This is a genomic window from Pseudomonas sp. RIT-PI-a (assembly GCF_001187875.1).
Classification (GTDB): domain Bacteria; phylum Pseudomonadota; class Gammaproteobacteria; order Pseudomonadales; family Pseudomonadaceae; genus Aquipseudomonas; species Aquipseudomonas coleopterorum.
Map to the genome: position 1 here is coordinate 183,732 of NZ_LGIR01000011.1, position 16,718 is coordinate 200,449.

Consider the following 16,718-nt stretch of genomic DNA (forward strand, 5'->3'; position numbering starts at 1 on the left):
TTGGTGGGGCCATTAGTTGAGTGGCAAAACGTCGCAGATAGCCAGCGCTACTGCTCTGGCAACAGACGGCGCCCGGCCTCATGGAGTGTCGGAGAAGCCGTAGCTCTTTTTGACGCGATCCAAGATCACTCCACGATTCGACGCATTCACCGTCTTCATTTGCCCCATGAGGTTTTCGCCGGTCTTACTCACGAGCAGATCCTCGTGGGTTTTGGCAATCTCACCCAGCTCTTCAGCGCCATGCACCACGCCCGTCACCGTCCACGCCGCAGACAGGATTCTGAGGCCAACCTTGGCGACGGGATGAGGCACTACCGCGGCGGCTCCATCCAGGCCCGCTTTGACCGTGGCGCCCAGCGACACATTCGTGATCAGTTTGTCTTTCGCAACTTCTTTCAAATCGCCCAGTGACGCGTCCACTTCCGCAGCTTTGGTGTCGGAAAGCGTTGCCACTTCGGCAGCCCCTTTCACGGCTTTCTGGGTGTTTTTGATGGTGGCCTTGATGCTGTGAGCAACGCCGTTTACCGCGTCTGTAGCTACTGCGTTCGCCAGAGGCGCTTTGTTGATCTGGGAAAGATCGCCTGTCTGGCTGAACTCGACCACAGTGGCGACACTTTCAGCGCCCTTGAGGACTGCATTGGCCCCCGGCAGTTGACCATGCGCCAGATGATCCGCCGTTTGCGCGCGGCCCTTTGCACTGTTCAGAATCTGTTGCCCTGGGCTGAATTCGTCCTTCATCCGCTGGATCTTGCCGATCACCTGGTCTGCCCGCCGGTCGCCCATGGAGCCGCTCGTCGAAGCGTCGCCAGGCTGTGCTGGCGCCTGGGACTGTCGGTCCTTGTGCTTATAGGCCTCGTAGCCGATCCCGGCTGCACCGATCCCGCCTTTTACGACGATCCGCAGCATACGACCGTCGTCGTCCACTGCTGACAACGGTGAGTTGCGGACCATGGCGTACAGGTTCAGACCATCCACAGCGCCCGCCGGGTCGGCGCTGAGCCAGCGTCCGGTCCATGGCTGGTAATAGCGGTAGCCATAATAGTAGAGGCCGGTGTTGTCGCGTTCCTTGCCCGAGTAGCGGAGAGTCTTGTAACTGGCCTCGGTCTGATTGCGGCAGGCCCACACAGAGGTGGTACCGAACGGGAAGAATTCCTCGCGGCTGATGACACAGCCGTCGCCATCGATTTCCAAGCCATGACTGCCCAGCAGGTCGGTGTAGCTGTAGCGCAACTGATCGTTGGCCAGACCCTCTGGGCTGCCCTGAGGCCAGTGCAGCACGCGAATGTGCTCGGTCACATTGATGCAGTGCAAAGCATGGCTGTCGTGCTGCTGCAACTCCAGACCCGGTAAATAGCGAGTACTGCCGTGAGCATGAGTCTTGCGCAGCCGCTGGTGATGCTGGCCGTAAAGGTAATGCTCGCTACCTGCTGCGTCTGTCGTGACACTGCCCAGTTGCATGCGACTGTTCCAGGCAGCGCGTTGAGCGCCGTCCACCGCTCGCTGCTGGCCAGCGGCATCGAAGTGGCTATCGATCAATGCGGGGTCGTCGCAAAGGTCGCTCAGGAGGGTCCGGTTGCTCCGCGCGGAGGCTGTAAGCCTGATCGTGTAGCCGGTGCTGGTAGCCGGGACGGTGTGCCGAATGTTCAGCAGGTTACCCGACTGGTCGTATGTGTAGCGGCGCTGATAGAGGGTGTAGGCATGGGTATCGACAGGCAGCGCATGGGGCAGGCTATCAGGTCGGCCGAGTGCAGCCATTTGACGCCCGCTGGCCAGTATCAGCTGCGATAGCGAGTCGTACTGGTAGTCCTGTTGTGGCTCTATTTTCTGGTTGCGCCAGAATCGCGTCTGCTCGGCATGGTCGCGTACCTGGGTCACCAATCCGACAGGGTCGTACTGGTAACGCAAATCCTGCAAAACCCGACGGTCGTGCAGGCGGGTGGTTTTCCTGCCGACCAGCCGCAGGGTGTCGGGTGCGTAGGTATGGTGGGTGACCAACCCGTTGGCATCATGCTCCATCAGCCTCTGGCCGTTGGCGTCGTAGCTGACATCCAGTACCACAGGCGTTTCGGTGCTGCCCATGGGGGTGACCCAGCTGGCCCGATACTGCCCACAGCGATCAAAACCATGGCGTTGACGATGCCCCTTGGCATCCTCACTGGCCACGATCGCACCGCAAGTATCGACAATCACCGAACTGCTCGAACATTCTGGCTCCAGGCATCTTGCCCAAGCCAAGGGGTCGTCACCAGACCAGTCGCTTTCCTCATGGCCTTGCAGCAGCTGCAAGCACTCGCTGGTGATTGAGCCGAGCAAGCTACGGCTTTGGACAACATTCTTGCCGGCGCCGTCGAAACGTGTGTGACAGTGCCCGGCAAGGTTGCGCTCTCGCACCCATGGCTGGCCATCAGCCCATTGCCAGCGCTCGGCTGTCCGCGTGGCTCCGTCGGTTCCCAGCGCTGTGATCGACAAGAGTCGCCCAGGCAGTGGCGCAGCCTCGTAGTGCCGGCTCTGCTCGACACCATTGGCGAGCCATGTCACCGCCTCACGCCCGCAGGCGTCGTGCAAGGTCACAGTGGTGCCGGCGTCGACACTACGGCTGCGCAGGCAGCGACCTCCCAGGCTGTAACGTTGTTGCAGATTGGGCTCGATGTCGGGTTGCTCGGACCGGGCCGCATGCAGGCGAGGGTCTATGCTACAGACACGCTGCTCACCGGCGTTGTAATCATGGCGGGTAATACGTGCCTGCGTGAAACCGGGTTGATCTCTGTGGTACACGACATCGCGCCGCGCAAGTGCACGGCCGTCGACAACGTGCAGCCTGGGGGTTGCAGTATGAAGGGCAAGGGCTTCGTGGTTAGTCATGGCAATCTTTATGGGCTCGGCCCGAGGATGAATGAATGACTGACTTTGTATCGTGATGCGGAGCTGCCTCGCACCTGCAGGGCGGTGTTATGGCGAGTGCTACAGATGCTTGGGTGGAAGCATGTCCACGAGATTGACAAAGGACTGATGCATGGCCATAGTTTCCAGTACGCAAACGTTTGCGAATAACCGCGAACCGTTGCTCGAAAACAATCATAAGATCGGAGTGACCCCATGAAGCTGCCCTTCGCTGGACGCCTGCTAGCTGTCTCCCTGATGGCTGCCATCGGCACCATCGCCCCGCTGCAATCCTCCTTCGCCGACACCCAGAAGCCCAAGGTCGCGCTGGTCATGAAATCCCTGGCCAACGAATTCTTCCTGACCATGGAAGACGGCGCCAAGAGCTACCAGAAAGAACACGCCGCCGATTTCGATCTGGTGTCCAATGGCATCAAGGACGAGTCCGACACCGCCAATCAGATTCGCATCGTCGAGCAGATGATCGTGGCCAAGGTCGATGCGCTGGTCATCGCCCCGGCAGACTCCAAGGCCCTGGTGCCGATCATCAAGAAGGCCATGGATGCCGGCATCAAGGTCGTCAACATCGACAACCAGCTGGATGCCGGCGTGCTGAAAAGCAAAGGCATCCAGGTGCCGTTCGTGGGTCCCGACAACCGCAAGGGCGCCAAGCTGGTCGGCGACTACCTGGCCAAGCAACTCACTGCCGGTGACCAGGTTGGCATCATCGAAGGCGTACCGACCACCACCAACGCACAGATGCGCACGGCCGGTTTCAAGGACGCCATGGAAGCGGCGCAGATGAAGATCGTCTCCGTGCAGTCGGGCAACTGGGAAATCGACAAGGGCAATGCCGTCGCCTCCGCCATGCTCAATGAATACCCCGACCTCAAGGCCCTGCTGGCCGGCAACGACAGCATGGCGCTCGGTGCGGTCTCCGCGGTGCGTGCCGCAGGCAAGGCGGGCAAGGTCCAGGTGGTGGGCTACGACAACATCAATGCTATCAAGCCAATGCTCAAGGACGGTCGCGTACTGGCCACGGCCGACCAGTTCGCCGCCCGCCAGGCAGTGTTCGGCATTCAGAGTGCGCTGGGCATGATCAAGGGCGACAAGCTGGACGTCGACGCCAATGGCGTGATCCAGACCCCGGTCGAGCTCGTCACCAAGCCTTGATGCAGAGCGTCTCGCGGCAGGCCTGGGCATTGCCTCGGCCTGCTATCGGCAGGCGCGTCTGGAGAACCCTATGACATCCAATGTTGTACTGTCGGTCAGTGGCATCGGCAAGACCTATGCCCAGCCCGTGCTGTGGGACATCGACCTTGAGCTGCACCGCGGCGAAGTGCTGGCCCTGACCGGCGAGAACGGCGCGGGCAAGAGCACCCTGTCGAAGATAATCGGTGGCCTGGAAGCGCCAACCACCGGCCAGATGCAGTTCCAGGGCCAGGCCTGGCTGCCCGGCAGCCGTACCGCCGCCGAGCGTGGCGGGGTGCGCATGGTCATGCAGGAGCTCAACCTGTTGCCGACGCTGACCGTTGCGGAAAACCTGTTCCTTCACGATCTGCCCAGCCGCGGTGGCTGGATCGATCGTCGACGCCTGCGTGAGCAGGCCCGCCAGGCCATGGCCCAGGTGGGCCTAGACGCCATCGACCCGGATACATTGGTGAGCGACCTGGGCATCGGTCATCAGCAAATGGTCGAGATCGCCCGCAACCTGATCGGCGACTGTCGGGTGCTGGTCCTCGACGAACCCACCGCGATGCTCACCGCGCGCGAGGTCGACATGCTGTTCGCGCAGATCCTGCGCCTGCGCGAGCGCGGCGTGTCGATTATCTACATTTCCCATCGCCTCGAAGAACTGGCCCAGGTTGCGCAACGCATCGCCGTGCTGCGCGACGGGCGCTTGGTGTGTGTCGAGCCGATGGCGCGCTACGACAGCGAGCAACTGGTCAACCTCATGGTGGGCCGCGAACTGGGCGAACGCATCGACCTGGGTGAGCGACGCATTGGCGCGCCCATGTTCCAGGTGCAAGGCATGAGCCGCGGCGACAAGGTCAAGGACGTGTCCTTCGAGGTGCGTCAGGGCGAGATCTTCGGCATTTCCGGATTGATCGGGGCAGGGCGCACCGAACTGCTGCGGCTGATCTTCGGCGCCGACGCCAGCGATGCCGGTACCGTTGCCATTGGCCAGCCACCCAGGCCGGTCACGATCCGCAGTCCCGCCGATGCCGTGGCCCATGGCATCGCCTTGATCACCGAAGACCGCAAGGGCGAAGGCCTGCTGCTGTCGCAATCGATCAGCGCCAATATCGCCTTGGGCAACATGCCGGCGATTTCCGCCGCAGGTGTCGTCGACAACCAGGCCGAACGGGCCTTGGCCCAGCGCCAGATCGAAGCCATGCGCATCCGCAGCTCCAGCCCGGCACAAACCGTGGCCGAGCTCTCGGGCGGCAACCAGCAAAAGGTGGTGATCGGCCGCTGGCTGGAGCGCGACTGCAACGTGCTGCTGTTCGACGAGCCGACTCGTGGCATCGACGTCGGCGCCAAGTTCGACATCTATGCCCTGCTGGGCGAACTGACCCGCCAGGGCAAGGCGCTGGTCGTGGTCTCCAGCGACCTGCGCGAGCTGATGCTGATCTGCGACCGCATCGCGGTGCTCTCGGCCGGCCGTCTGATCGACACTTTCGAGCGCGAACACTGGAGCCAGGATGAACTGCTGGCCGCCGCGTTCGCCGGTTATCAAAAACGCAATGCGCTGCTGGCCGAGCCTGCAGCAAGGATCCCTGCATGAAAACTTCAACACTGCCCAAAGCCACGCCTGGCGCCAAACCCAGCGGCACCTACCTGGGCCTGGGGACCTATCTGGGCCTGGCCGGCGCCTTGCTGGCCATGATCGTTCTGTTCTCCGTGCTCAGCAGTCACTTTCTCTCGTACAGCACCTTCAGCACCATCGCCAACCAGATCCCCGACCTGATGGTTCTCGCCGTTGGCATGACCTTCGTGTTGATCATCGGCGGCATCGACCTGTCGGTAGGCTCGGTGCTGGCACTGGCTGCTTCGGCAGTCAGTGTGGCGATCCTCGGCTGGGGCTGGAGTGTATTGCCCGCCGCGCTGTTGGGCATGGGCTGCGCGGCGCTCGCCGGCACCATCACCGGTTCGATCACCGTGGCCTGGCGCATCCCTTCGTTCATCCTCTCCCTGGGCGTGCTGGAAATGGCCCGCGGGGTGGCCTACCAGATGACCGATTCACGCACCGCCTACATCGGTGACGCCTTCGCCTGGCTGTCCGACCGGTGGCCTTCGGCATCGCGCCTTCGTTCCTGATTGCGCTGGGGGTGATCGTCATCGCCCACCTGACCCTGACCCGCACGGTCTTCGGCCGCTACCTGATCGGCATCGGCACCAACGAGGAAGCCGTCCGCCTGGCCGGGATCAATCCCAAGCCCTACAAGGTGCTGGTCTTCTCCCTCATGGGTCTGCTGGCGGGCGTGGCGGCGCTGTTCCAGATTTCCCGCCTCGAGGCGGCCGATCCCAACGCCGGGGCCGGTCTGGAACTGCAGGTGATCGCTGCAGTGGTCATCGGTGGGACCAGCCTGATGGGCGGGCGCGGGTCGGTCATCAGCACTTTCTTCGGCGTGCTGATCATTTCCGTACTCGCTGCCGGTCTGGCGCAGATCGGTGCCAGCGAACCGACCAAGCGCATCATCACCGGTGCCGTGATCGTCATCGCCGTGGTCCTGGACACCTATCGCAGTCAACGCGCGCGCAAGCGGAGCTAGCATGGCGACCATCAAGGATGTGGCGGCGCGGGCGGGGATTTCCTACACCACGGTCTCCCATGTGGTGAACAACAGCCGCCCGGTCAGCGCGCACGTGCGGCGCAAGGTCGAGTCGGCGATCGCCGAACTCAACTATGTACCCAGCGCCGTGGCCCGCTCGTTGAAGGCGCGCAGCACGGCGACCATCGGCTTGCTGGTGCCCAACAGCGTCAACCCCTATTTTGCCGAACTGGCGCGGGGTATCGAGGACTGCTGCGAGCGCAATGGCTACTGCGTGATCCTGTGCAACTCCGACGACGATCCGCAGAAGCAGCGCAACTACCTACGTGTGTTGCTTGAAAAACGCGTCGACGGCATCGTGTTCGCTTCGGTCGGTGGCGATGCCGCGCTGACCGATATGCTGGCGGCGGTGCGTACGCCCATGGTCATCGTCGACCGCGGCTTGCACGAGGTGACGGCCGATCTGGTGTGCATCGACCACGAGCAGGGCGGCTACCTGGCCACCCTGCACCTGCTGGAACTGGGCCATCGCGCCATTGCCTGCATCAGCGGGCCTGCGCATACCCATGTGGCGCAACTGCGGATGGACGGCTACCATCGCGCGCTCGCCGAGTGCGGTATACAGCCCGCGAAAGGTCATGTCCTGCACAGCGATTTCACCAGCCCGGGCGGCTACCGGGCGGCGGTGCAATTGCTGGCGGGCGAGCGGCCCACGGCGATTTTCGCCGCCAACGACATGATCGGTCTGGGCGTACTGCGCGCAGCCGCCGAACAGGGAATCCGCGTGCCCGAGCAGCTATCGGTCATCGGCTTCGACGACATCCAGCTCAGCCGCTACGTCTACCCGGCCCTGACCACCGTGGGCCAGCGTATCGGCGAGCTGGGCGAGAGCGCCGCCGAGCGGCTCCTGGCCCGGATCGCTGGCGCTGCCGGCACAGCCGCCACGCAACACATCATCGCGCCACAGATCGTGGTGCGCGAGTCCACGGCGCGATACGCCGGTCTTCCCCATGAATTGCGCTGAGAGTGGCACACGATGCAAGCGAACGTATTGGTAATAGGCAGTCTGAACATGGACCTGGTGGCACAGGCCGAACGTTTGCCGCGCGCGGGAGAAACGCTGCTGGGCCAGTCCTTCGCGACGGTTCCGGGCGGCAAGGGCGCCAATCAGGCAGTCGCGGCGGCGCGCCTGGGCGGCCAGGTGGCAATGATCGGCTGTGTGGGCGCCGACGCCTATGGCCACGCGCTGCGACAGGCGCTGGCCGATGAAGGTATCGACTGTCAGGGCGTGCGGGTGGCCGAGGACGTGGCGACCGGGATTGCCATGATCGTGGTCGATGCCAACAGCCAGAATGCGATCGTCATCGTGGCAGGTGGCAATGGCCAACTCGAATCCACCGACATCGAGCGCTTCGATGGCCTTCTGCAAACCGCCGACGTAGTGGTATGCCAGCTGGAAATTCCCTACCCGGTGGTCGCTTTCGCCCTGCAACGCGCTCACGAGGCAGGAAAAACCGTCATTCTCAACCCCGCGCCGGTGACCGGCCCCTTGCCGTCGCAGTGGCTGGGCTGGATCGACTACCTGATCCCCAACGAAACCGAAGCGCAGGCCCTGACCGGGCTTGCGGTGAACTCGGTTGCCGAGGCGGAGCAGGCCGCCAGCCTTCTGCGCGAGGCCGGTGCAGGCAAGATCATCCTCACCCTGGGCGAGCGCGGCGTCTTGTTTGCCGATGGCGTGCAGTTCCGGCACTCTCCTGGCCGCAAGGTGCAGGCCGTGGATACCACGGCGGCGGGCGACACCTTCGTTGGTGGCTTTGCCGCGGCCCTGGCCCGCGGCCTGGACGAGTCCCAGGCCATTGCCTTCGGTCAGGCCGCTGCGGCGCTGTCGGTCACCCGCGCCGGTGCGCAGCCTTCCATTCCAACCCTGGCGCAGGTCGAGCAGGTGCTATCGTGAAAAAGACTGCATTGCTGAACATTTCCCTGTCACAGTTGGTCGCCTCTCTGGGCCATGGCGACATCGTCGTGATCGGCGATGCGGGCCTGCCGGTGCCACCGGGCGTGCCCTTGATCGACCTGGCCCTCACGCCGGGCATTCCCAGCTTCGTCAGCACACTGGAGGTGCTGCTCAGCGAAATGCAGGTGGAAAGCCACGTGATCGCCGAGGAGATGCTTCAGGTACTGCCCCCGGCATCGACCCGGATCCAGCAGTTGCATGATCAAGGCGCACTGGGTGTGCGCCAGATAGTCAGCCATGCGCGTTTCAAGGAACTGTCAAAAAGCGCCCGCGCTATCGTGCGGACCGGCGAATGCCAGCCCTACAGCAACATTGCCCTGCTGGCGGGTGTTACTTTCTAGATTCATCAATGAGCACAAGGAGTGTGATATGCAACGTTTTTTCCTGACCCTGATCCGAGGATTTTCGCTGATGGCCTTGCTGACCAGCGCCACCGCCATGGCGGCCGACAAGATCGATCTGATCATCGATACCGATCCGGGTGCCGATGACTTCGTCGCCTTGCTGCTGGCCCTGTCCTCACCTGAGCAGATCAACGTTCGCGCGCTCACTACCGTGGCCGGCAACGTGCGCCTGGACAAGACTTCGCGCAATGCACGACTGGCCCGTGAATGGGCTGGCCGTGAGGACGTGCCAGTGTATGCCGGCGCGCCCAAGCCGCTGGTCCGCGAGCCCATCTATGCCGCCAATGTGCACGGCGAGGAGGGCATGCCGGGTATCGTCGTCCAAGAGCCGGCCAAGGGCCTTGCCGAAGGCAGTGCGGTGCAATACCTGATCGACACCCTCAGCCATGCCGAACCCCACAGCATCACCCTGGCCATGCTGGGGCCACAGACCAACCTGGCGCTGGCGTTGATCCAGGCCCCTGGCATTACCCAGGGCATCAAGGAAGTGATCGTCATGGGCGGCGCCCACTTCAACGGCGGCAACATCACGCCGGCAGCGGAATTCAACCTGTTCGCCGACCCGCACGCCGCTCAGGTCGTGCTGGCGAGCGGGGTGAAGCTCACCTACGTACCGCTCGACGTCACCCACAAGATCCTGACCAGTCCGGCACGTCTGCAGCAACTGGCCGCGTTGTCGAACAAGGCGGGTCCTCGGGTGGTGGATATCCTCCAGGCGTACGTCAAGGCCGATATGGAGCACTACGGATTGCCAGGCGGCCCGGTACACGATGCCAGCGTGATTGCCTACCTGTTGGCGTCGCAGCTGTTCAGCGGTCGCCAAGTCAACCTGACCATCGACAGCCGCGAAGGCCCTACCTTCGGTCAGACCGTGGCCGACTGGTACGGCACACTCAAACAGCCCACGAATGTATTCTGGGTAAACGACGGCAACGCGCAGGGGTTCTTCGATCTGCTGACGCAACGGCTGCAGCGTCTGCCTTGATCTGTCGAGCCCATGACGGGCTTCAGCGAGCTACGGCGTGGGTACGTTCTTGAGTGGATGGCCCACGCTGTTGACCGACGCTGTCGCGTGTTCGTGGGCATAGCGCTCGAACACCTGAATGACGAAGCTGCGCGCAGCCTCGGTGCCCAGTGCCTTGACCAGCACGTCGACCCCGATGATCGCCAGTTCTTCAGGCGTGCCGGGACTGAAAGAGCTCTGGCCCTGAGGCCACTGGACCTTGATGTCCGCCTTGATCGATACGTTTGCCATGTTGCTCTCGCCAACGGTCACAAGCGAACGACGTTCGCTCCACGTGATCCAGTAAAGCATTTTCGTCCACGCTTTACACCGGCCCTTGGGCAGATGGCCGGCCTCGTGCCAAACTTGGGGTCTATCTTCAGCATGGAGGCTCATGTGCACATCGATCTCAAGCAGCCCGACTCGCTGACCCTCAAGGCAGTCCGCGCCCTGATCGCCTCGGGAAACCCGGCCGTTCATAACCAGCTACGCGTCACCCGCGACGGTATCGCTTTCCTTTCCACTCAGGCGATCGGTGGCATGGACGTGCAGGGACTGTGTTTCCGTCTCGAGACCTGGTCTGCCGGATCGGGCTACGTGGGTCCGGCTGCCGCCGAGGACGCCGAATGGATCCAGCAGATCCATACCGCGTTGCAGACTCACTGGCCTGTGCCCCGATCCGATTACATCGATCTGTACTGAATGCGATGTCACCACACATCCCGTGACGAATTCGCAGGCACTCGTTTACGGTGCCCTGGGGCAGACTGGCCCAGTGTGCAACCAATCCAGTTGCAGGCGGTCGCACAACCTTGACTATTCGAAAACCTACTGGAAAAAGAGGAGGCTGCATGCCTTTCCCGCGCAAGACCCTGTTGATCCTGATGGCCGCCCTGGCCGCCAGCGGCTGCTCTACCTCAGAAAAGTCGACCCAGTCGTCTGCCGCTGCCGCACCCGCGTTCGACGGACGCTGCAACGCCGATGGCGCACGCTACACCGTCGGCAAGCCAGCTTCCGCCGACCTGCTCGAAGAGGCCAGGGTCAAGGCAGGCGCCCAGGTTGCCCGGATACTGCGTCCCCACGACATGGTCACCCTGGAGTACCGTTCCGACCGTCTCAATCTGAACGCCGACGACAGCGGTCAGATCACTCGCGTCAACTGCGGCTGAACGCGGCACGAATCGCAGGCGAAAAAAAACCCGTCACATGGACGGGTTTTTTCAGCTGCCGAGATTACTCTGGGCGAACTTGAGCAGCTTGCATGCCCTTTTGGCCTTTCTCAGCCACGAACGAAACGGTCTGGCCTTCTTTCAGGCTTTTGAAACCGTCGGATTCGATAGCTTTGAAGTGTACGAACAGGTCGTCACCGCCACCTTGAGGAGTGATGAAGCCGAAGCCTTTCTCATCGTTGAACCATTTTACGGTGCCGGACTGGCGATTAGACATGGTGAATCTCCAAGAAACATAATATTCAGTAGTGCTGTGCTGCTCAGGCCAACTGGGCACACGGTCCCTATCATAGTCCAAAAGCTGGACTGTGAACCCCCTTTGATTGGGGCAGGAAGCCAAGGTTGTCGCCTTTTGACCTGTCCGAAGCGGCTAAACCCCTTATTTTGTTAGGGTTTGCACCTGAAAATTCTTTTAAAAAAAACCGCATTCCGTCGCAAATAAATCGATCGTCTGCTGTTATCAGGCCTGAAGAACGCCCGAAGTGCTCTTCAGGTGGGCTATCGAGGTTACTGGTTTTTGCAAACCAGCACTTCCTTCATCAACTTCTGGCGTAGCGCCATCGGTGGTTCGACCTGCTTGTTGGTCAACTGGTCGATCTCGGCTTGGGTGAATTTGTCCTCGATCACTTTCGCGCCGCAGCTGCAGTGTGCCTGTGCTTTGGCAGCATCGACGCCTTGCTGCACGGCTGCAGCCTGACATTGAGCGGTGTATTCGGCCTTGGCGTCGGCGGACAGCGCGGCAGCCTGGGCCGCGAATGGAAGCATCAGGGCCAGGCAGGCACTCAGGGGAAGAAGTCGTTTGAGACCCATAATGAATAGCTCCTTGTTTTCAGGCGGTTTGGACTCACCACATCTGAGGGGTGGAACGGGCCGCAAGTTCAGCGACCCGGTGAGTTGCCATATCGCACGCATGACGCACCAATTCGACGCACCTTGTGTGCTAGGATGTTCGGCCTTGCGCTCGGCACTGCCTTGTTCGGCAGCGCGAAGCGCGGGATTCACCTTTTTCGATTGCTCCAGTCACTCTGGTTCGTATTCCGGTCGGCCGCAAGGCTCCTGCCAACGTAAGGCGGGCATACCGGGCGAATCGCGTACTGGCTCATCCCAACCCATGTGACCTTTGGTAGGGGTCACCACTAGGAGAGGAGGCGCCATGCCCACCATTACTCTTCCCGACGGCAGTCAGCGTTCGTTCGATCACCCGGTTTCCGTTGCCGAGGTCGCCGCATCCATCGGCGCCGGCCTGGCCAAGGCCACCGTGGCCGGCAAGGTCAACGGCCAACTGGTCGACGCCTGTGACCTGATCACCGCCGACGCCACCTTGCAGATCATCACGCCCAAGGACGAAGAGGGGCTGGAAATCATCCGTCACTCCTGCGCCCACCTGGTCGGTCATGCTGTCAAGCAGCTGTACCCCACCGCGCGGATGGTGATCGGCCCGGTCATCGAAGAAGGCTTCTATTACGACATCGCCTACGAGCGGCCTTTTACACCCGACGACATGGCGGCGATCGAGCAGCGCATGCAGCAGTTGATCGACACCGAGTACGACGTGATCAAGAAAGTCACGCCGCGTGCCGAAGTCATCGACGTATTCACCGCTCGCGGCGAAGACTACAAGCTGCGTCTGGTCGAAGACATGCCGGATGAACAGGCCATGGGCCTGTACTATCACGAAGAGTACGTCGACATGTGCCGCGGTCCGCACGTGCCGAACACCCGTTTTCTCAAGTCCTTCAAGTTGACCAAGCTGTCCGGTGCCTACTGGCGCGGCGATGCCAAGAACGAACAGTTGCAGCGCGTGTACGGCACTGCCTGGGCAGACAAAAAGCAACTGGCCGCCTACGTCAAGCGTATCGAGGAAGCCGAGAAGCGCGATCACCGCAAGATCGGCAAGCGCCTGGGTCTGTTCCATCTTCAGGAAGAAGCGCCTGGGATGGTCTTCTGGCACCCCAACGGCTGGACCGTCTACCAGGTACTCGAACAGTACATGCGCAAGATCCAGCGCGAGAACGGCTACCTGGAAATCAAGACGCCGCAGGTGGTCGATCGCAGCCTGTGGGAGAAATCCGGGCACTGGGCCAACTACGCCGAGAACATGTTCACCACCGAGTCGGAAAATCGCGACTACGCCATCAAGCCGATGAACTGCCCATGCCACGTGCAGGTGTTCAACCAGGGCCTGAAAAGCTACCGCGAGCTGCCGCTGCGCCTGGCCGAGTTCGGCGCCTGCCACCGCAACGAGCCTTCCGGCGCGCTGCACGGCATCATGCGCGTGCGCGGCTTCGTTCAGGACGACGCGCACATCTTCTGTACCGAAGAGCAGATGCAGTCCGAATCGGCGGCCTTCATCAAGCTGACCATGGACGTCTATGCCGATTTCGGCTTCAAGGACATCCAGCTCAAGCTGTCGACCCGTCCCGAGAAGCGTGTCGGCTCCGACGAGCTATGGGATCGCGCCGAGTCGGCCTTGGCCGCAGCGCTCGATGCCGCTGGCCTGCCTTACGACCTGCAGCCGGGCGAGGGCGCCTTCTACGGTCCCAAGATCGAGTTTTCGCTGAAGGATTGTCTGGGTCGCGTCTGGCAATGCGGTACACTGCAGCTCGATTTCAATTTGCCGATCCGTCTGAGCGCTGAATACGTCACCGAAGACAACGGACGCAAGCATCCTGTGATGCTGCACCGCGCGATCCTGGGTTCGTTCGAGCGATTCGTCGGTATCCTGATCGAGCACTACGAAGGTGCATTCCCGGCCTGGCTGGCGCCTGTGCAGGCCGTGGTGATGAATATCACTGATAAACAAGCGGATTTCGTGCAGCTCGTCGAAAAAAATCTGACGGAAAGCGGGTTTCGTGCCAAGTCCGACTTGAGAAATGAAAAGATCGGCTTTAAAATCCGTGAGCATACTTTGCTCAAGGTTCCTTATCTCCTGGTCATCGGGGACAAGGAAGTTGAAACGCAAACTGTCGCTGTGCGTACCCGTGAAGGTGCTGACCTGGGCTCCATGCCCATCGCCCAATTCACCGAGTACCTGGCACAAGCGGTATCCCGGCGTGGTCGCCCAGATTCGGAGTAATTATTATTAAGCGTGAAATGAGACAAGATAAACGAGCTGCACCGAAAGCCCCGATCAACGAGAATATCTCGGCACGCGAGGTTCGGTTAATTGGCGCTGACGGCGAGCAGATTGGCATCGTCTCTATCGATGAAGCGCTTCGTATCGCTGAAGAAGCGAAGCTGGACCTGGTGGAAATCTCCGCCGATGCCATCCCGCCCGTATGTCGGGTGATGGACTACGGCAAATCGATCTTCGAGAAGAAGAAGCAGGTTGCTGCGGCGAAGAAGAACCAGAAACAGGTTCAGGTAAAAGAAATCAAGTTTCGTCCAGGGACGGAAGAAGGGGATTACCAGGTAAAACTCCGCAACCTGGTACGTTTCCTGAGTGATGGGGACAGGGCCAAGGTATCCTTGCGATTCCGCGGCCGTGAGATGGCGCATCAGGAGCTGGGCATGGAGCTGTTGAAGCGGGTCGAAGGTGACCTGCTCGAATACGGCTCCGTTGAACAGCATCCGAAGATGGAAGGACGCCAGCTGATCATGGTCATCGCCCCCAAGAAAAAGAAGTAACCACCAGGGCACGGCAGGCCTTGCGGTTATGTTTATCAATTGAATGTGGAGTACCCGAACATGCCAAAGATGAAAACCAAGAGTGGTGCAGCGAAGCGGTTTTTGAAAACCGCCAACGGCATCAAGCACAAGCACGCTTTCAAGAGCCACATCCTGACCAAAATGTCGACCAAGCGTAAGCGTCAATTGCGCGGTAGCAGCTTGCTGCACCCGTCTGACGTGGCAAAAGTCGAGCGCATGCTGCGCCTTCGTTAATTTCGGTCAAAGATAGAGGACTAACTCATGGCTCGTGTTAAGCGTGGCGTCATTGCCCGTAAGCGTCACAAGAAAATTCTGAAACTGGCTAAAGGCTACTACGGCGCTCGTTCGCGCGTATTCCGTGTAGCCAAGCAAGCGGTCATCAAGGCAGGCCAGTACGCCTACCGCGACCGTCGTCAGAAAAAACGTCAGTTCCGCGCCTTGTGGATCGCTCGTATCAATGCTGGTGCTCGTGTCAACGGTCTGTCCTACAGCCGTTTCATCGCCGGCCTGAAAAAAGCGTCCATCGAGATCGACCGCAAGGTTCTGGCTGATCTGGCAGTGAACGAAAAAGCGGCGTTTGCTGCGATTGTCGAGAAAGCTAAAGCCTCGCTGGCCTAAGTACCCCGACAATCACCTTGGCCCGCCGTCGGCGGGTTGGGGTGTTAAACGTCATGAATAGGGGAAGAGCCTTCAAGCTCTTCCCCTATTTCGTATCTGGAGTCTGTACATGGAAAACCTGGATGCGCTGGTCTCTCAAGCTTTGGAGGCCGTGCAACACGCTGAAGACATCAATGCCCTGGAGCAGATCCGGGTTCAATTCCTTGGCAAGAAAGGCGAACTGACTCAGGTGATGAAGACCTTGGGCAACCTGCCTGCCGATGAGCGTCCTAAAGTGGGTGCGCTGATCAACGAAGCCAAGGAGCGTGTCACAGATGTCCTCAATGCGCGCAAGACGGCTTTCGAAGAAGCCGAGCTGAGCGCCAAGCTCGCTGCCGAGCAGATCGACGTCACCCTGCCTGGCCGTGGCCAGACAACTGGCGGCCTGCATCCGGTCACCCGGACGCTGGAGCGGATCGAGCAGTTTTTCACCCATATCGGCTACGGCATCGCCGAAGGTCCCGAGGTGGAAGACGACTATCACAACTTCGAAGCGCTCAACATCCCAGGCCATCACCCGGCCCGTGCGATGCACGACACCTTCTATTTCAATGCCAACATGTTGCTGCGCACCCACACCTCTCCGGTGCAGGCGCGGACCATGGAGTCGCAACAGCCGCCGATTCGGGTTGTCTGCCCGGGCCGGGTCTATCGTTGCGACTCGGATATCACCCACTCGCCGATGTTCCATCAGGTCGAGGGGTTGCTGATCGACCGCGACATCAACTTCGCGGACTTGAAAGGCACCATCGAGGAATTCCTGCGGGTGTTCTTCGAAAAAGAGCTGGCGGTTCGTTTCCGTCCCTCGTTCTTCCCCTTCACCGAACCTTCGGCTGAAGTCGATATTCAATGCGTGATGTGCAGCGGCAAGGGCTGCCGGGTCTGCAAGCAGACCGGCTGGCTGGAAGTGCTGGGCTGCGGCATGGTGCACCCCAACGTGCTGCGCATGTCGGGTATCGACCCCGAAGAGTTCCAGGGTTTTGCTTTCGGCATGGGTGCGGAGCGTCTCGCCATGCTGCGTTACGGCGTCAATGATTTGCGCCTGTTCTTCGACAACGACTTGCGGTTCCTCGCGCAATTTCGCTAGCCGTAACGAATCTTTCAGGA

At 61.0% G+C, this 16,718-nt stretch carries 18 protein-coding genes and 1 pseudogene; 15 read left to right on the forward strand and 4 right to left on the reverse strand.

Going from position 1 to position 16,718, the window contains the following annotated elements; genetic code table 11:
- Positions 1 to 78 precede the first annotated feature (78 nt).
- Positions 79 to 1,755 carry an RHS repeat domain-containing protein gene (locus AC788_RS22125; protein ID WP_442965511.1) on the reverse strand — a complete coding sequence of 559 codons (1,677 nt, stop codon included), beginning with the start codon at positions 1,753 to 1,755 and terminating at the stop codon, positions 79 to 81.
- A 567-nt stretch (positions 1,756 to 2,322) separates the two neighbouring features.
- On the opposite strand from AC788_RS22125, the gene AC788_RS22130 reads away from it, so the two are divergent.
- The 8 genes and pseudogenes from AC788_RS22130 (at position 2,323) to AC788_RS03105 (ending at position 10,059) form a co-directional block, all read left to right on the forward strand.
- The gene (locus AC788_RS22130) at positions 2,323 to 2,901 is read left to right on the forward strand and encodes a hypothetical protein (protein ID WP_442965512.1); all 579 of its coding nucleotides are present in this window, start codon (positions 2,323 to 2,325) and stop codon (positions 2,899 to 2,901) included.
- A 195-nt stretch (positions 2,902 to 3,096) separates the two neighbouring features.
- Positions 3,097 to 4,053 (forward strand): sugar ABC transporter substrate-binding protein, encoded by a 957-nt coding sequence (locus AC788_RS03075; RefSeq protein ID WP_049859158.1) that lies wholly within the window; start codon positions 3,097 to 3,099, stop codon positions 4,051 to 4,053.
- 70 nt (positions 4,054 to 4,123) lie between these two features.
- The gene (locus AC788_RS03080) at positions 4,124 to 5,668 is read left to right on the forward strand and encodes a sugar ABC transporter ATP-binding protein (RefSeq protein WP_049859159.1); all 1,545 of its coding nucleotides are present in this window, start codon (positions 4,124 to 4,126) and stop codon (positions 5,666 to 5,668) included.
- Positions 5,665 to 6,656 (forward strand): annotated as a pseudogene (locus AC788_RS03085) (ABC transporter permease). Before AC788_RS03080 ends, AC788_RS03085 begins: the two are co-directional and overlap by 4 nt.
- A 1-nt stretch (position 6,657) precedes the next feature.
- Positions 6,658 to 7,680 carry a LacI family DNA-binding transcriptional regulator gene (locus tag AC788_RS03090; RefSeq protein ID WP_049859160.1) on the forward strand — a complete coding sequence of 341 codons (1,023 nt, stop codon included), beginning with the start codon at positions 6,658 to 6,660 and terminating at the stop codon, positions 7,678 to 7,680.
- A 12-nt stretch (positions 7,681 to 7,692) separates the two neighbouring features.
- Positions 7,693 to 8,610 carry a ribokinase gene (gene rbsK / locus AC788_RS03095; RefSeq protein WP_049859161.1) on the forward strand — a complete coding sequence of 306 codons (918 nt, stop codon included), beginning with the start codon at positions 7,693 to 7,695 and terminating at the stop codon, positions 8,608 to 8,610.
- On the forward strand, positions 8,607 to 9,011 hold the full coding sequence (gene rbsD / locus AC788_RS03100; protein ID WP_049859162.1) for a D-ribose pyranase: 405 nt from the start codon (positions 8,607 to 8,609) through the stop codon (positions 9,009 to 9,011). Before rbsK ends, rbsD begins: the two co-directional genes overlap by 4 nt.
- Positions 9,012 to 9,039: 28 nt before the next feature.
- A complete protein-coding gene (locus AC788_RS03105) occupies positions 9,040 to 10,059 on the forward strand; it encodes a nucleoside hydrolase (RefSeq protein ID WP_049859163.1) in 1,020 nt (339 codons plus the stop codon).
- Between the two features lie 30 nt (positions 10,060 to 10,089).
- Here AC788_RS03105 and AC788_RS03110 read toward each other — a convergent pair whose 3' ends face one another.
- On the reverse strand, positions 10,090 to 10,329 hold the full coding sequence (locus tag AC788_RS03110; protein WP_049859777.1) for a hypothetical protein: 240 nt from the start codon (positions 10,327 to 10,329) through the stop codon (positions 10,090 to 10,092).
- A 144-nt stretch (positions 10,330 to 10,473) separates the two neighbouring features.
- Between AC788_RS03110 and AC788_RS03115 the strand changes: the two genes are divergently transcribed.
- Complete coding sequence (locus tag AC788_RS03115; protein WP_049859778.1) at positions 10,474 to 10,779, forward strand: hypothetical protein; 306 nt, start codon at positions 10,474 to 10,476, stop codon at positions 10,777 to 10,779.
- A gap of 149 nt (positions 10,780 to 10,928) precedes the next feature.
- A complete protein-coding gene (locus AC788_RS03120) occupies positions 10,929 to 11,246 on the forward strand; it encodes an I78 family peptidase inhibitor (protein WP_049859164.1) in 318 nt (105 codons plus the stop codon).
- A 64-nt stretch (positions 11,247 to 11,310) separates the two neighbouring features.
- Here the strand turns inward: AC788_RS03120 and AC788_RS03125 are convergent, their stop codons facing one another.
- Positions 11,311 to 11,523: a cold-shock protein gene (locus AC788_RS03125; protein WP_032631434.1), complete on the reverse strand. Its 213-nt coding sequence runs from the start codon at positions 11,521 to 11,523 to the stop codon at positions 11,311 to 11,313.
- A 290-nt stretch (positions 11,524 to 11,813) separates the two neighbouring features.
- Positions 11,814 to 12,308: a hypothetical protein gene (locus AC788_RS21565; RefSeq protein WP_134721346.1), complete on the reverse strand. Its 495-nt coding sequence runs from the start codon at positions 12,306 to 12,308 to the stop codon at positions 11,814 to 11,816.
- Between the two features lie 151 nt (positions 12,309 to 12,459).
- Here AC788_RS21565 and thrS point away from each other — a divergent pair, with 151 nt between their 5' ends.
- The 5 genes from thrS (at position 12,460) to pheS (ending at position 16,698) form a co-directional block, all read left to right on the forward strand.
- Complete coding sequence (thrS, locus tag AC788_RS03135) at positions 12,460 to 14,382, forward strand: threonine--tRNA ligase (RefSeq protein ID WP_049859166.1); 1,923 nt, start codon at positions 12,460 to 12,462, stop codon at positions 14,380 to 14,382.
- Entirely contained in the window at positions 14,382 to 14,933 is a 552-nt protein-coding gene (infC, locus tag AC788_RS03140) for a translation initiation factor IF-3 (RefSeq protein ID WP_177327948.1), read from the forward strand. The genes thrS and infC overlap by 1 nt, the downstream gene beginning before the upstream one ends.
- Positions 14,934 to 14,993: 60 nt before the next feature.
- Positions 14,994 to 15,188 (forward strand): 50S ribosomal protein L35, encoded by a 195-nt coding sequence (gene rpmI, locus AC788_RS03145; RefSeq protein ID WP_002553160.1) that lies wholly within the window; start codon positions 14,994 to 14,996, stop codon positions 15,186 to 15,188.
- Between the two features lie 27 nt (positions 15,189 to 15,215).
- A complete protein-coding gene (gene rplT, locus AC788_RS03150; protein WP_043188388.1) occupies positions 15,216 to 15,572 on the forward strand; it encodes a 50S ribosomal protein L20 in 357 nt (118 codons plus the stop codon).
- Positions 15,573 to 15,681: 109 nt separating this feature from the next.
- Positions 15,682 to 16,698 (forward strand): phenylalanine--tRNA ligase subunit alpha, encoded by a 1,017-nt coding sequence (gene pheS, locus AC788_RS03155; protein ID WP_049859168.1) that lies wholly within the window; start codon positions 15,682 to 15,684, stop codon positions 16,696 to 16,698.
- The last annotated feature ends 20 nt before the right edge of the window (positions 16,699 to 16,718 follow it).